The 16098-nt window shown below is 67.9% G+C and carries 10 protein-coding genes and 2 pseudogenes; 8 read left to right on the forward strand and 4 right to left on the reverse strand.

The annotated features are described in order from the left end of the window. Window positions 1-14: 14 nt before the first annotated feature. From ACVWWN_RS21210 to cobG, 3 genes are read right to left on the reverse strand one after another with little or no spacing between them, the layout of a single operon-like run. On the reverse strand, window positions 15-1508 hold the full coding sequence (locus ACVWWN_RS21210; protein WP_457145605.1) for a precorrin-2 C(20)-methyltransferase: 1494 nt from the start codon (window positions 1506-1508) through the stop codon (window positions 15-17). Then, window positions 1495-2121: a precorrin-8X methylmutase gene (locus tag ACVWWN_RS21215; RefSeq protein WP_457145606.1), complete on the reverse strand. Its 627-nt coding sequence runs from the start codon at window positions 2119-2121 to the stop codon at window positions 1495-1497. The genes ACVWWN_RS21210 and ACVWWN_RS21215 overlap by 14 nt, the downstream gene beginning before the upstream one ends. A 19-nt stretch (window positions 2122-2140) precedes the next feature. After that, on the reverse strand, window positions 2141-3253 hold the full coding sequence (cobG, locus tag ACVWWN_RS21220; RefSeq protein ID WP_457145607.1) for a precorrin-3B synthase: 1113 nt from the start codon (window positions 3251-3253) through the stop codon (window positions 2141-2143). Window positions 3254-3402: 149 nt separating this feature from the next. On the opposite strand from cobG, the gene ACVWWN_RS21225 reads away from it, so the two are divergent. Together ACVWWN_RS21225 and ACVWWN_RS21230 are read left to right on the forward strand one after the other, a co-directional pair. Beyond that, window positions 3403-3693, forward strand: a complete 291-nt coding sequence (locus tag ACVWWN_RS21225; protein ID WP_457145608.1) for a hypothetical protein — start codon at window positions 3403-3405, stop codon at window positions 3691-3693. Between the two features lie 720 nt (window positions 3694-4413). Next, window positions 4414-4722: a hypothetical protein gene (locus tag ACVWWN_RS21230; RefSeq protein ID WP_457145609.1), complete on the forward strand. Its 309-nt coding sequence runs from the start codon at window positions 4414-4416 to the stop codon at window positions 4720-4722. Here the strand turns inward: ACVWWN_RS21230 and ACVWWN_RS21235 are convergent, their stop codons facing one another. Continuing rightward, window positions 4723-5643 (reverse strand): TauD/TfdA dioxygenase family protein, encoded by a 921-nt coding sequence (locus ACVWWN_RS21235; protein WP_457145610.1) that lies wholly within the window; start codon window positions 5641-5643, stop codon window positions 4723-4725. A gap of 158 nt (window positions 5644-5801) precedes the next feature. On the opposite strand from ACVWWN_RS21235, the gene ACVWWN_RS21240 reads away from it, so the two are divergent. The 6 genes and pseudogenes from ACVWWN_RS21240 to lnt form a co-directional block, all read left to right on the forward strand. Next, window positions 5802-7259 carry a flavin-containing monooxygenase gene (locus ACVWWN_RS21240; RefSeq protein WP_457145611.1) on the forward strand — a complete coding sequence of 486 codons (1458 nt, stop codon included), beginning with the start codon at window positions 5802-5804 and terminating at the stop codon, window positions 7257-7259. Between the two features lie 233 nt (window positions 7260-7492). Then, complete coding sequence (cobN, locus tag ACVWWN_RS21245) at window positions 7493-11089, forward strand: cobaltochelatase subunit CobN (RefSeq protein WP_457149215.1); 3597 nt, start codon at window positions 7493-7495, stop codon at window positions 11087-11089. A gap of 17 nt (window positions 11090-11106) precedes the next feature. Beyond that, window positions 11107-11289 (forward strand): annotated as a pseudogene (locus ACVWWN_RS21250) (PPOX class F420-dependent oxidoreductase); the annotation flags it as partial. Window positions 11290-11387: 98 nt separating this feature from the next. After that, the gene (locus tag ACVWWN_RS21255) at window positions 11388-11903 is read left to right on the forward strand and encodes an FxsA family protein (protein WP_457145612.1); all 516 of its coding nucleotides are present in this window, start codon (window positions 11388-11390) and stop codon (window positions 11901-11903) included. Next, window positions 11900-13498, forward strand: coding sequence for an amidohydrolase (locus ACVWWN_RS21260; protein WP_457145613.1), 1599 nt, complete (start codon window positions 11900-11902; stop codon window positions 13496-13498). Before ACVWWN_RS21255 ends, ACVWWN_RS21260 begins: the two co-directional genes overlap by 4 nt. A 154-nt stretch (window positions 13499-13652) precedes the next feature. Further along, window positions 13653-16087: pseudogene (lnt, locus tag ACVWWN_RS21265) on the forward strand (apolipoprotein N-acyltransferase); the annotation flags it as partial. Window positions 16088-16098 lie beyond the last annotated feature (11 nt).

Genomic DNA, 16098 nt, shown 5'->3' on the forward strand with positions numbered 1-16098 from the left:
CCTCATCTGATCGGTCAGGTGCTGGGATAGCGGCGTGGGGTGAACACACGGTCCCCGGCGTCTCCGGCGTCGCTGGTGTGCCACTGCGTCTGCGACGACCCGACGATCAGCAGGCATCGCATGTCTACGTCGGCCGGGTCGAGGTCCTCCAGCCGCAGCACCTTCACCTCTTCGCGGGGACCCGATACGTCGCGCCCGATCACCACCGGCGTACCGGGGTCGCGATGCTCCAACAGCAGCTCGCGCATCGCGCCCACCTGCCAGGTGCGGGTCTTGGACGCCGGGTTGTAGATGGCGAGCACCAGGTCGGCCTGGGCCGCGGCGGTCAGCCGCGCGGCGATCACATCCCATGGCTTGAGGCGGTCGGACAACGAGATCACGGCATAGTCGTGACCCAGTGGGGCGCCGACGCGGCTGGCCACAGCCTGGGCGGCCGTCATCGCCGGTATGACCCGGACCGCAACCGCGGGCCATTGCTTGGCCTCCTCGAGCACCGCGGTCGCCATCGCGAACACCCCGGGGTCGCCCGAGGACACCACCGCGACCGCACGGCCCTGCTCCGCCAGCGTGCACGCCAGCCGCGCCCGAGCAGGCTCGTCGGTGTTGTCGCTGGCGTGGCGACGCTGACCGTCAATGGAACCGACACGGTCGAGATAGGGGCCGTAGCCGATGAGATCGGTCGCCGCCGCGAGCTCCCGCCGGCTCTGTGGTGTCATCCAGTCGCTGTCGCCGGGACCGAGGCCGACCACCGCGACGCTGCCGGCCGCGGTTGGGCGTCGGCGCGCCCTGCCGGGAAGCATCGCCAGCGAGAAGTACGGCACGGTCGTTTCGTCGACATCGCTGGCGGACAGGACCCGCTGCGCCGGAGTGCTTGCCCGCTCCACGTAAAAAGTTTCGTCGAGTCGACCCGCTGCCGAAAGTGCTTCCCGCACAATCGGGTACGAGCGTCCGAGCTTGAGGATCACCGCGGCGTCGGTATCGGCAAGCCGCCGCGCGAGCTCGTCGGCGGGCAGCGTGCCCGGCAGGATGGACAACACCTCGTCGCCCTGGACCAGCGGTGTGCCGGTGGCCGCCGACGCGGCACTGACCGATGTCACGCCGGGGACGATGACGGCGTCGAACCGCTCGGTGAGTCGCGTGTGCATGTGCATGTACGAGCTGTAGAACAACGGATCGCCCTCGGCGAGCAGGGCGACGTCGCGGCCCGCCTCGAGGTGCTCGGCGATGCGCTCGGCGGATTCCCGGTAGAAGTCCTCCATCGCACCGGCATAGCCGCCCGGGTGCTCGGTGGTCTCGGTGGTGACCGGGTAGACCAGATGCTCCTCGGTCTGTCCCGGTCGCAGATAGGGCGCCGCGATCCCGCGCGCGATGCTGTGGCCGTGCCGAGCGCTGTGGTAAGCGACGACGTCGGCCTCACCGATCACCCGCGCCGCCTTCACCGTCACCAGCTCGGGGTCACCGGGCCCGAGTCCGACACCCCAGAGGGCGCCTCGCCTATTCGCGTCCACTGGCAATCGCATTCACCGCGGCGGCCGCCATCGCGCTGCCGCCTCTGCGGCCCTGTACGACCAGATATGACATCGCTCGGGGCCGGTCGATCAGTTCCTGTTTGGACTGCGCCGAGCCGACGAACCCGACCGGGCCGCCCAGCACCGCGGCAGGCGCCGGCGCGCCCTCGTCGAGGAGTTCGAGCAGCCGGAACAGCGCGGTCGGCGCGTTACCGATGGCCAGCACCGCGCCGCCGAGTCGATCGGCCCACAGGTCGACCGCCGCGGCCGATCGGGTGGTACCGAGGCGAGTGGCGAGGCCGGCGGCGCGAGGGTCGGCGACCAGCGACACCACCTCGTTGTCGGCGGGTAGCAGGTTGCGCGTGATGCCCGCGGCCACCATCGACGAATCGCACAGCACCGGCGCGCCGGCGGCCAGCGCAGCAGAAGTCCTGGCCACGATGTCATCGCTGAACGCGACGTGCTCGGCGACGTCGACCTGTCCGCACGTGTGGATCAGCCGCACCACGACGCGCGCGACGTCGGCGGGGAACCGCGACAGATCCGCCTCGGCGCGAATCGTCGCGAACGACTGCCGGTAGATCTCGTCGGCGTCGCGGATGTAGTCGAGCACCCGCCCACCCTAACCGCGGCTAGGAACGCGCCCGCCGCTGATAGCCGCTGTCGGTGGCGATCAGCACCTCACCCACGGCCGGGCTCCCGCACGCCCGTTCACAGCCCACGAAATGGCGATGCTCGTCCGTCTGCTCGTCGAGGGCTGCGGCGGCGTCAGCCCGGACATCGGCGGCGGAATGCTCGCAACCGGGGCTGCCTGTGCACGCGCTGACCGACAGCCAGGCGGAGTTCTCGTCGAAGACCAGTCCCAGCGGCGCCAACACGCGCAGTGCCACGTCGGCGACAGCTTCGTCGAGATCGAAGACGAGCACGGAACGCCAGGGCGTGACAACCATCGGGGCTCCGATCGCGGCGAGATAGGACGCGACGTTCGCCTCCAGCACGCCCAGCGGGACCGCCGCGCCGAGTGTGACGCGGCCGTCGTCCTGCTGAATCCAGCCGACGGGTGGGCGCGTGACCGGTGGCCAGTTTCTGCCGGGTTCGCACTCGGCGCGCAGATCACCCAGCAGCGGTCGGGTGTCCGTCATTTCGGAGATGCGCCAGGCTTTTCCGCGCCCCTCGGCAAAGCGGACCGCGACCGCGACGAGGTTGGACACCACCTCGGACGCGGCCAGCCGGACGCCGGTGTCGCGACCACCGAACAGCAGCGCACCCGACCGGCCGAGGATGTGTACGCCGACGTCGGCGGCGAGCCCAGAGACGTCGCCCCGGCCGTCGTCGATTCCGAACAGGAACCGGCCGGGCAGTGCGGCCAGCCGGGGCTCGTCTTGAACGGCCGCATCCAGGGCGGTGACCAGTCCGCGGATGTCAGCCAGCCCGCCGGTCCGGCCGGACAGCGGCGAGGCGACGATGTTGCGCACCCGCTCATGCGTCTCGGACGGCAGCAACCCGGCCGCCGCGATCGCGTCGGCCGTCGCCACGGTGTCGGTGATCCCACGGATCTGAAGGTTTCCGCGCGAGGTGAGTTCCATGGCCGGAGAACCCCATTGCACCGCGGCGAGCGCGAGTGCCTCGAGTTGCTGGGCGGAGATCATCCCGCCCGGCAGCCGCACCCGCGCCAGCGCACCGTCGGCCGCCCGATGCACCTGCAGCGCTCCGGGGCAGGCGTCCTGATCACGGCTTCGGCCCATCACCACACGGTACGTCGCGCACATCTGCGCCGTCGGACGGCCGTGACACCGGACACAGGCGTGAACTCTCGTCGGGTGGGGGCGTTAACCAAAAAGTAGGCAGCAGCCATGCGGTTCGGAACGGAGCCCGGCACAGTGAGGACCACGGTATGACCGACATCGATGACAGCAAAGCCGGCAACGCACGGTCGGCCATGCCGGCAGGCCGAAACGTACCTGGCGCACCAGTGCTGATCACCGAGCATCGTGTCCTCTTCGCCTCCGCGGCGGCGCGTGGACTCGTGCCCGTGAAAGGCGTGCGCCGATGGCTGGCTAACGTCGGCGCACTCCGCCGGAAGTATGTGACTTCGAAAAGGGACGCACGCCCGCAGCGCTACCATCCCGAGCGCTATGCATTCCTCGATTCATCGTGCATGGCCCGGGAGATGCACCGGCTCTGAAGCAAGTCGGACATCGATACGTTGCTGACTGGTGGCCGTCCAGCGGTTTCGCCTGGCGCGCAGCCATCCCGGAGCGTTAGCTGAAAATTCGGGTAGTCGATTACTCGCGCCGCAGCGTCAATCAACGGGCTTGAATCTCTCTCATCACCGGCCGAACCGTTCGGCGGGGACATCAAGTGGCCAGGGGGATCGAAATGTCGGAATTGCTAACGTCATTCGACGCTGCCGACGATGACGCCGGAGTCGTGGAGGCTGCCACAGGCGGGCAGCCGAGAGAAAGATCCGTTGGCGCACCGGTGTTGATCACCGAGCAGCAGGTTCTTTTCGCTTCTGTGGCGGCGCGGCCGTTGGCGCCCGCGAAGACCAGCCGGCCGCGGCGTCACTATCCGGCGAGAAATGACTTTCTCGAGTCGTCGCGCATTGCACGGGAAATGTATCGGCTCCGAGCGTGGCGCGGATATGTTGCTGACTAGCGGCGCGTATCCGTGCCATCGCCGTTGATCAGGCCCATCGCGATGGCGATCGACGGAACCCGCAGGTCAATAGCTATGACGCAGGTCACAGAGTACCCAGTCGCCCGCACTGCGTAATGCCTCCGGAATTAACTACATAAACAGGTATCCCGCTACGCGTGAGTTCATCGCACACCGAAATTAGCGTTTCTGGCATGAGGATCCCGGCTCAGTGGGGACCCGAAACACCCAAGTTGGAGATTTCGAAATGACCGAATTGGCAACGTCGTATCGCCGCGATGATGAGGCGGGGGACCAGGCGCCCAGCACGTCCACCGTGAAGCCGACGGACACGTCGACGTTGATCACCGAACAGCAGGTGCTGATGGCCTCTGCGGCGGCCATCGGGGTGGCACCGGTCAAGACCCACCGAGCGATCGACGCCCTGCACGCCCTTGCGGGCGCGGTCCGCCTGGTCTTCCTCGGCTCGGATAAGCCACCCGCGCAACGGCATTACCTGAAGCGGCACGCCTATCTGGAGAACGCGCTGATGTCGCGGGAAATGGACAGGCTTTGATCAGCCTGCCAACGCGATGGGAATGACAACGTCGGAATACTGTGAGGCGTCGCCGACCACTGCGCGGCTGTGTCGACCGTGAATGTCGACTGGAATATCGCCGGCCAGCGTGACCCGATTGAGCCGTCGGTATTGGTCGTCGTAGTCGGCCACCGCGTAGTGCTGGGTGGCGCGGTTGTCCCAGATCGCCAGGTCGCCTGGCTGCCAACTCCATCGAACAGTGTTTTCGAGTTTGATGATTCGTGTTTGCAACAGCTGGAAAAGGGTCGCCGACTCGCTCGGCCCGAGTCCGACGAACTGCTTGACGAAATGTCCGAGGAGAAGGACGCGCTTCCCGGTTTCGGGGTGCACCCGCACCACCGGATGTTCCGTCTCGTAGTAATCGGAGACGAATTCCTCGCGGTATTCGCGCACCGTATCGGCCAGCTCGTCGTACCGGCCGTCATGATCGGACGCGTAGTCGTACGTGTTGGTGTGGACGGCCCACAGATTCTCGGTGAGCGCCCGCAGTGGCGCGGGCAGCTGGTCGTACGCCGACTCGGTGGATGCCCATGCCGTCGTGCCGCCGTAGCTAGGCAGCGTAACCGCGCGCAGCAGAGATGCCTTCGGGACGCGGTCGACGAAGGTGACGTCGGTGTGCCAGCTGTTGGCCTTGTCATAGCGCGAATCGATGGGCAACACCGATGCGCCGCGGGACAGCGTCGGATGCGCGGTGGTCGGCGTACCCAACCGACGCGCGAACGCGAGCTGCCCGGCGTCGTCGAGGTCGTGCTGGCCGCGAAAGAAGATCACCTTGTGCTCGAGCAGCGCGCCGTTGATGGATGCGACGGTCGGTGCGTCGAGCTCGCCGGCGAGCCGCACGCCGTCAATCCGGGCCCCGATGTTCGATCCGAGCTTCACCACGTCAATCGATGCAGTCATGGTGCCATTGCGCCAGCCGGGTACGGGGCCGTAAACCGTTTGGCTGAGCGCGATTCGAAGTCCGTCAATGGCGACGGCAAATTTGTCAAAACTATCTGCAAGTCCCGCGCGTCGGCGTTCTGTTCGGCCAGTCCGGCGCCACAGGCAAAGGGGTCACGGTGGCACAGAAACGCACGGTGAAGGTCGCGATCATCGGTGCGGGCATGTCCGGCTTGTGCATGGCCGCCAAGTTGCAGGACGCCGGCATCCACACCTTCACCATCTTCGAGCAGGCCGACGAGGTCGGGGGGACCTGGCGCGACAACAGTTACCCGGGACTGTCGTGCGATGTCCCGTCACGCTTCTACTCGTACTCGTTCCACCCCAATCCCGCCTGGTCGCGCTTCATGTCGCCGGGGCCGGAGATTCAGTCCTACTTGTGCAGCGTCGCCGAGCAGCGGGGGATCCGCTCGCATATCCGATTCGGCACCCAGGTCAGCTCGGCGCAGTTCTGGGAGGGGCGCTGGTGGGTGGTCACCAAGGACGGGGAAGAAGCGTTCGACGTCCTGATCACCGCGACGGGTGTGCTCCGTGTCCCGCGGTACCCGGACATCCCTGGACTCGACAGCTTCACCGGGCCGATGTTTCACTCGTCGCGGTGGGATCACTCGGTCTCGTTGTCCGACAAGCGAATCGGACTGATCGGCACGGGCTCGACGGGTGTGCAGATCGCGGCGGAACTCGGTGGAAAGGTCCGTGAGCTCACGATCTTCCAACGCACGCCGCAGTGGGTGCTACCGACTCCGAACCTGCGGTACTCGCGACCGACCAAGGCGGCGATGCGACGATGGCCGGCGCTGAACAAGCTGGCCTACCGCTTCTGGCAGGGCTACATCGAGAACGCAGTGGGCCGGGCGGCGGTGGAACCGTGTTGGCAACGCGGCCTGCTGGCCGCCCTGTGTCGCCTGTACCTGCAGTTGTCGGTGCGGGATCGTGAATTGCGCCGCAAGCTCACTCCCGATTACCACCCGATGTGCAAGCGCCAGATCTTGGCCGGGCACTACTATCAGGCCCTGCAAGAGCCTGGGGTCGACGTGGTCACCGAGGCGATCGACCACGTCGAACGCAACGGCGTCGTCACCGCCGACGGCAGGCTGCACCAGCTGGATCTGCTGGTGCTGGCCACCGGCTTCGACGCCCGAGCCTACGTCCGGCCGATGCGGATCATCGGCGAGGGTGGTGTCACTCTCGACGAAACCTGGGTCGACGGGGCCATGGCGTACCGATCGGTGGCCGTTCCCGGCTATCCCAACCTGTTCATGTTGATGGGTCCGCATTCGCCGATCGGCAACCAGTCGCTCGTGATGGTCGCCGAGACCCAGGCCGACTACGCGATGCGGTGGATCAACCGGATCCGCGACGGCCACATCCTCGCCGCTGCGCCGACCGAAGCGGCGACGAAGGATTACAACGAAGAAATGGAAGCGGCGCTACCGCAAACGGTTTGGATGACGGGTTGCAACAGCTGGTATCTGGGCACGGATGGGTTGCCCGAACTGTTCCCGTGGAAACCGGTGCGGCACCGCGAACTCCTCGCCAACCCGGACGACGACGACTTCGACGTCCGCTCCGCCTGAATATGACATTGGTCACACGTCCTCCGCGTCGCTTGCTCCTCGTACGGCGCACTACTGAACTCGTGTGTAATACGCATCTCATAGAAGGAACGACGATGTTCGACTCATCGCATTCGGCGCAGTGGTACTCCTCCTCGTTGCCGGGCTGGGCCTGCCCTATCCGCAGACCTGGCACGGGCGCTGGGGCAGCTCCGACCGCTGATCGCTGGTACGAATGGTGAGTGCTTGACTCGCTGCCGCCGCCTCACCCGGAACCGACCGTCCTACTGCTCTCCACCTCCGACACCGACCTGATCACAGCGCGCGCGGCCGGAGTGAGCTACCGGTGGGCGAACCCGTCGCGGCTGGTGGACGGAGAGCTCGAGGAACTACTTCGCGAGTCCGATATCGCCGTCGTGCGCATCCTGGGCGGCTATCGCGCCTGGCAGAACGGCATAGACACGGTGGTCGCCAGCGCCGTGCCCACCGTGGTCGTCAGCGGTGAGCAGGCACCGGACGCGGAATTGATGGGCCGCTCGACGACACCTGCGGGCGTGGCCCTGCAGTCACATATCTACCTCGCTCAAGGCGGCGTCGACAATCTGCGACAGCTGCACGCGTTCCTCTGCGACACGCTGCTGATGACGGGCCTCGGGTTCAGCCCGCCGGTAACCACCCCCAACTGGGGCGTCCTCGAGCGTGCGTCGAGGAGTGGTGACGGTCCGACGATCGCGGTGCTGTATTACCGCGCCCAGCACCTGGCCGGCAACACGGCCTACATCGAGGCGCTGTGCCGGGCCATCGAGGAGGCGGGCGGCCGGGCACTACCGGTGTTCTGCGCATCGCTGCGCACCGCCGAGGACGGACTGCTCGACGTGCTGCACACCGCCGATGCGATGGTGACCACCGTGCTGGCGGCCGGGGGATCGACTCCGGCGACCATGAGCGCCGGCGGCGCCGACGACTCCTGGAATGTGGCACACCTGGCGGCCCTGAACGTGCCGATCCTGCAGGGCCTGTGCCTCACGAGTTCCCGCGCGCAGTGGCAGGCGAACGACGACGGACTGTCGCCGCTCGACGTGGCCACCCAGGTCGCCGTGCCGGAATTCGACGGCCGCATCATCACGGTTCCGTTCTCGTTCAAGGAGATCGACGAGGAGGGGCTGATCTCCTATATTGCGGATCCGGAGCGCTGTTCCCGGGTGGCGGGGCTGGCGGTGGCACACGCCCGGCTGCGGGCTGTCGATCCCGCCGACAAGCGCGTGGCGCTGGTCTTCTCCGCGTACCCGACCAAGCACGCCCGGATCGGCAACGCGGTCGGTCTGGACACCCCCGCCAGCGCCGTTGCGCTGCTGCGGGCCATGCGCGACGCCGGATATGTGATCGGCGACATCCCAGGCGTCGACGCAGGCGACGGTGATGCACTGATCCACGGGCTGATCGAGCGCGGCGGCCAGGATCCGGATTGGCTCACGACCGGCCAGCTGGAGGGAAACCCGATCCGGGTGTCCGCCTCGGCCTACCGCGCCTGGTTCGCGGTGTTGCCGTCCGAACTCACCGACGCGGTGGTCGCGCACTGGGGGCCGCCGCCCGGCGAGTTGTTCGTCGACCGCAGCCGCGATCCGGAAGGGGAGATCGTGATCGCCGCGCTGCAGGCGGGCAACGTGGTGCTGATAGTCCAGCCCCCACGGGGTTTCGGCGAGAACCCGGTGGCCATCTACCACGATCCGGACCTGCCGCCCAGCCACCACTACCTGGCCGCCTACCACTGGATCGGGTCGGATGCGCCGCGGGGTTTCGGCGCCGACGCGGTCGTGCACCTGGGCAAGCACGGCAACCTGGAATGGCTGCCGGGCAAGACGCTCGGCATGTCGGCGGCCTGTGGCGCCGACGCCGCGCTGGGCAACCTGCCGCTGATCTACCCGTTCCTGGTCAACGATCCAGGGGAGGGCACCCAGGCCAAACGCCGGGCCCACGCGACGCTCGTCGACCACCTCATCCCGCCGATGGCGCGCGCCGAAACCTATGGCGACATCGCACGGTTGGAGCAACTGCTCGACGAACACGCCAACATCGCGGCGCTCGACCCCGGCAAGCTGCCGGCCATTCGCCAGCAGATCTGGACATTGATGCGCGCCGCCAAGATGGATCACGACCTCGGCTTGGACGAACGGCCCGAAGACGACTCGTTCGACGACATGCTGCTGCACGTCGATGGCTGGCTGTGCGAGATCAAAGACGTGCAGATCCGCGACGGGCTGCACATCCTCGGTCAAAAGCCAGCGGGTCAGGCCGAACTCGATCTCGTGCTGGCCATCCTGAGATCCCGTCAGCTCTTCGGCGGCGACCAGACGGTGCCGGGCCTGCGGCAGGCCCTGGGTCTGGCCGAAGACGGTCACGACGACCGCGCCGCTGTCGACGCCGCCGAAGCACGCGCGCGCGAACTCGTCGCCGCGCTTCAGGAGAGTGGTTGGGACCCGACCGCGGTCGCCGGTTTGAGCGACAACCCCGACGTCGCCGCGATTCTCCGGTTTGCCGCCACCGAAGTCGTTCCGCGCCTCGCCGGCACCTCGAACGAGATCGCTCAGATACTGCGCGCCCTCGCCGGACAGTTCATCACGGCCGGGCCATCCGGATCACCGCTGCGCGGCCTGGTCAACGTGTTGCCCACCGGTCGCAATTTCTACTCGGTAGATCCCAAGGCGGTGCCGTCGCGGCTGGCGTGGGAAACCGGTGTGGCGATGGCGGATTCGCTGCTCGACCGCTACCGCGAGGATTACGGCCACTGGCCGCAGTCGGTCGGGTTGTCGGTGTGGGGCACCTCGGCGATGCGCACCTCCGGCGATGACATCGCCGAAGTGCTTGCGCTGCTGGGTGTTCGGCCGGTCTGGGACGACGCGTCGCGCCGGGTGGTGAACCTGGAGCCGATTTCGCTCGCCGAACTCGGGCGCCCGCGCATCGACGTGACCGTGCGCATCTCCGGATTCTTCCGCGACGCATTCCCGCACGTGGTGACGATGCTCGATGATGCGGTGCAACTCGTCGCAGACCTCGACGAAGCCGACGACGACAACTATGTGCGCGCTCACGCGCAGGCCGATGTCGCCGAACACGGTGACCAACGCCGTGCGACCACAAGGATTTTCGGCTCCAAGCCCGGCACCTACGGCGCAGGCCTCCTGCAGCTGATCGACAGCCGCAACTGGCGCAACGATGCCGACCTCGCGCAGGTCTACACCGCCTGGGGCGGCTTCGCCTACGGTCGCGGCCTCGACGGCGCGCCCGCCGCCGACGACATGAACCGCCAGTACCGCCGCATCGCGGTGGCCGCCAAGAACACCGACACCCGCGAGCACGACATCGCGGACTCCGACGACTACTTCCAGTACCACGGCGGCATGGTCGCCACCGTCCGGGCGCTGACGGGACAGGCGCCCGCGGCCTATATCGGCGACAACACCCGCCCCGACGCCGTACGCACCCGCACGCTGTCCGAGGAGACCACGCGAGTCTTCCGGGCGCGTGTGGTGAACCCACGCTGGATGACCGCGATGCGCCGCCACGGCTACAAGGGCGCCTTCGAGATGGCCGCCACCGTCGACTACCTGTTCGGCTACGACGCAACCGCCGGGGTGATGGCCGACTGGATGTACGAACGGTTGTCGGCCGAGTACGTCCTCAGCGACGAGAACCGCAAATTCATGGCCGAGTCGAACCCGTGGGCGCTTCACGGCATGGCCGAACGGTTGCTCGAGGCCGCCGGGCGCGGCATGTGGGCCCAGCCCGAACAGGCCACTCTCGACGGTCTGCGGCAGACGCTGCTGGAGACGGAAGGCGAACTCGAGGGCTGAGACGATATGTTGGCTACGTGCCTGCCACCTTTGCCGACGTCGCGAAGAGCGAATACATCCTGCTGACCACGTTCACCAAGGACGGCCGTCCGAAGCCGACCGCGATATGGGCGGCGCCGGCAGGGAACGCCCTGGTGGTGATCACCCAGGAGAAGTCGTGGAAGGTCAAGCGGATCCGCAACACCCCGCGGGTGACGATTCTTCCGCGGCGGGATCGGCAAGGTGCACGCAGCGATCGAGGTCACCGCTCCCGCGTAGGGTGAGGAACCGCGCGCGACCCTTACGCGTTGAACAGGACATGGCGATGCGGCTGTTCTTGATCTACACGGTCGTCGAGCTGGCCGTCGTCGTGGCGCTGGTCTCGACGATCGGCTTCGGCTGGACTGTTCTTGCGCTGCTTGCGACGTTCGTCGTGGGGATCGCGCTGGCGGGCTCCCAGGTCAAGCGCCACATCGCCCGGCTGCAATCCGGGCTGACCGCCCGCACCGCGCAAGGCGCGGTGACCGACAGCGTGCTGGTCGCCCTTGGCGCAGTTCTGGTGGTCATCCCGGGTCTGGCCAGTTCCGTCCTCGGCGCGCTGCTTCTGCTGCCGCCGACGCGCGCCGCGGCCCGTCCGGTGATCACCGCCATGGCGGTCCGCCGGGTTCCGCTGGTGGCCGCTGCGGGCGCAGGTGCCGCGACAGGCTGGGGATACACCGCCGCAGGGCAGGGTGACTACATCGACGGTGAGGTCGTCGACGTGGTGGATGTGAAGCCGCCGGCTGTGGAGCGCGAGCCCCGCGGACCCGAGGGGCACAAGAACCCCGGTACGTGACGACCCTTCTCGTCAACGGGCGCGTGTACAGCCCCGCGATGCCCGATGCGACCGCCATGGCAGTGCGCGAGGGCGTGGTCGCCTGGCTCGGCCGCGACGACGTCGGCCGCGCTCAGTTTCCCGACGCCGAAGTCGTCGACCTCGACGGCGGCTTCGTCGCCCCCGCGTTCGTCGACAGCCACGTCCATCTCACCTCGACCGGCCTGACGTTGGCCGGCCTGGACCTGCGGCAGGCGACGTCTAGGCGGCACTGCCTGTCACTGATCGGCGAGTACGCGCACGCCCATCTCGACGGCCCGATCTGGGGACACGGCTGGGATGAGTCCGGCTGGCCCGACCCGGTCGCGCCGAGCACCGACGAGCTGGATGCGGTGGTCGGTGACCGGCCGGCCTACCTTTCGCGGATCGACGTCCACTCCGCGGCAGCCTCGACCGCGCTGCGCCGGCTCGCACCCGACCTTCCCGGCGCCGCGGGATTCGCCGACCAGCGTCCGCTGATCGGCGATGCGCACCACCTGGTGCGGACGGTCGCGCGCGACCGGTTGACGCCGCGGCAGCGACGGCGGGCCCAGCATGCCGCGCTGGACAGCGCGGCCGCGTTCGGCATCGCGGCCGTGCACGAGTGTGCGGGCCCGCAGATCGGTGGTCTCGACGACTGGCACGAGTTGCGAAACCTAGACCACGGCGTCGAGATCGTCGGCTATTGGGGAGAACAGGTGAGCAGCGCCGAACAGGCGCGACGGCTGATCGACGGCACCGGCGCCCGCGGGCTGGCCGGCGACCTGTTCGTGGACGGGGCGCTGGGATCTCGCACCGCGTGGCTGCATGAGCCCTACGCCGATGCGCCGGACCGCTCACCAGCCGTGATCGGCAACAGCTATCTCGACACCGACGCGATCGCCACCCATCTGCGCGCCTGCACCGAGGCCGGGATCACTGCCGGTTTCCACGTCATCGGCGACGCCGCCGTCGCGGCCGTCGTCGAGGCGCTGCAGCGGATCGTGACCGAGTTCGGCCGGACTGCGGTGGCCCGCTGCGGCCACCGCCTCGAGCACGTGGAGATGGTCACCGAGGAGCAGGCCGCCCTGCTCGGGTCGTGGGGGGTGTTCGCCAGCATGCAACCCAACTTCGACGCGCTTTGGGGCGGCGGCGACGGGATGTATGCCCAGCGTCTCGGCCCCGTCCGCGCCGGCGGGCTGAACCGGCTGGCGCTGTTAGCATCCCAAGGCGTGCCCCTCGCCTTCGGCTCTGACAGCCCCGTCACCGGGATGAACCCCTGGGTCACGGTGCGCTCGGCGACCCACCACCGGACTCCGGGCAGCGCGGTGTCGGCGCGCGCGGCGTTCACGGCGGCCACCCGCGGCGCATGGCGGGCCGGTGGTGTGCGTGACGGCATCACCGGAACCCTGGTCCCGGGTGCGCCTGCTACCTATGCGATCTGGGACGCCGACGACCTCGAGGTGAGTGCGCCTTCCGATGCCGTGCAACGCTGGTCGACCGATCGGCGGTCGAGGGTTCCGGCCCTTCCGCGTCTGGATGACTGGTTGCCCTGGTGCCGACAGACGGTCCATCGAGGTGCCGTCATCCATGGCTGACTCAAGGCGCAGGCGCGAGTGGTCCCGCTCCACCGACAAGACCGACACCTTTGCGGCTGTCGAGGACGACGACGACGAGGACGACGGGGCCGAGACTGACGACGAGGTCGAGGACGTCCAGACCGAGCCGGAGCCACCGTCCCGGACCACGCGATTGGCGAATCGGTTCGGTGAGGCAGTCGTCGACCGGCTGGCCCAACTCGGTGTCACAATCGTGGCCGGCCTGGCGTTGTGCGTGAGTTTCCCGCCATTGGGCTGGTGGTACGCCGCGATCGTGGCATTCGCCTTGCTGGCGTGGGTGTTGTCCCGCGACACGACAACACGCGCAGGCGGGTTCGGGTATGGATTTCTGTTCGGGCTGGCCTTCTACCTGCCGTTGCTGCCATGGATCAGCGGACTGGTCGGGCCCATCCCGTGGATCGTCCTGGCCATCATGGAGGCACTGCTTCCGGGATTGTTCGGTCTGCTCGCCGTCGTCGTCCGGCGCCTGCCCGGGTGGCCGCTCTGGTTCGCCGGGGTGTGGGCACTGCAGGAGTGGCTCAAATCGACCATCCCGTTCGGTGGATTCCCTTGGGGTGCTGTTGGTTTCAGCCAGACCACCGGCCCGCTGCTACCGCTGGCGCAGATCGGCGGGGCGCCGCTGGTGTCATTCGCGGTGGTGCTGATCGGATTCAGCGTGGCCGCCCTCGTCCTCGAGGTCGTGCAGTTATGGCATCACGGCGAGGACACCCACACCGCGGCGCCGCCCGCCGTTCTGCTGCCCGGGGTGTGCATCAGCGCCGTCCTGTTGACCACTGCCCTGGTGTGGCCGCATGTGCGGCACTCGGGGGTGGGCGCCGGCGATGAGCAGACGATCACGGTCGCCGCGGTCCAGGGCAACGTGCCGCGGCTTGGTCTGGAGTTCAATGCGCAGCGCCGCGCCGTGCTCGACAACCACGTGAAGGAGACCCTTGCCCTGGCCGACGACGTGCATGCGGGGCGAGCGCCGCAGCCGACAGTCGTCATCTGGCCGGAGAACTCATCCGACATCGACCCGCTGGCCAATCCGGACGCCTCTGCGGAGATTTCGTCGGCGGCCACGGTCATCAAGGCGCCGATCCTCGTCGGCGGTGTCGTCGCCGCCCCCGGATACTCCCGCGACAACCCGGTGGCGACGAACACGATGATCGTGTGGAACCCGGAGACGGGCCCCGCAGACCGGCACGACAAGAAGATCGTGCAGCCGTTCGGCGAGTACCTGCCGTGGCGCAGCTTCTTCAAGCATCTGTCGCAGTACGCCGACCGGGCGGGCTATTTCGTGCCCGGCACGGGCAATGGTGTGGTGCACGCCGCCGGCGTGCCGATCGGCATCACCACGTGCTGGGAGGTGATCTTCGATCGCGCCGCCCGTGAAGCGGTTCTCAACGGCGCCCAACTGCTGACCGTGCCCTCCAACAACGCCACCTTCGATGAAGCGATGAGCGAGCAGCAACTCGCGTTCGGCAGGCTGCGCGCGGTCGAGCACGACCGATACGTCGTGGTCGCGGGCACTACCGGGATCAGCGCGGTGATCGCCCCCGATGGCCGTGAGTTGGCTCGCACCGATTGGTTCGAACCGGCCTACCTCGACATGTCGATACGGCTGAAGACGCAGCTCACGCCCGCGACGCGGTGGGAGCCGGTGCTCCAGGGCCTGTTGGTCGCACTCGGAGTCGGCGCTGCGCTCGTCGCGATACTGCACAATGGGAGGTTCGTGCGTCGTCGGCAAACGACGACGAACCCCACCGCGCATCCGCGCGAAGCGTCTCCGCCCGACGATGGCGGCAAACACAGGCGGCCCCAGGAGGGTGCCGACGACAAAGGAGTCACATGACCACCGATCAGCGCCCGAGTGAGCGCACTCTGGTCATCATTCCCACCTTCAACGAGCGCGAGAACCTCCCGCTGATCGCCGCGCGGGTGCACAAGGCTCGTCCCGACGTCCACGTGCTGATCGTCGACGACGGCAGCCCCGACGGCACCGGTGAGCTGGCCGACGAACTCGCCATGGCCGATCCCGACCGGGTTCATGTCATGCACCGGACGGCCAAGGGCGGTCTCGGCGCGGCGTACCTGGCCGGTTTTGCCTGGGGGTTGGGCCGCGAGTACTCGGTCCTGGTGGAGATGGACGCCGACAGCAGCCATCCGCCCGAGCAGCTCTATCGGCTGCTGGACGCCGTCGACGGCGGGGCGGACCTGGTGATCGGTTCGCGCTACATTCCCGGCGGCGAGGTGCGCAACTGGCCGCGCCGGCGGATGGTGTTGTCCCGCACCGCCAACGGTTACTCGCGCATCCTGCTCGGGGTCGACGTGCACGACATCACCGCCGGTTATCGCGCCTACCGGCGCGAAGTACTGGAGAAGATCGACCTGTCCGCCGTGGACTCGAAAGGCTACTGCTTCCAGATCGACCTGACCTGGCGCACGCTCAACAACGGGTTCGTCGTCGTCGAGGTCCCCATCACGTTCACCGAACGCGAGTTCGGCCAGTCCAAGATGAGCGGGTCGAACATTCGCGAGGCCCTGTTCAAGGTGGGGGAATGGGGTATCCGCGGACGCCTGGACCGGGCCCGCGGAGTCGG

This window comes from Mycobacterium sp. URHB0021, from assembly GCF_054057895.1.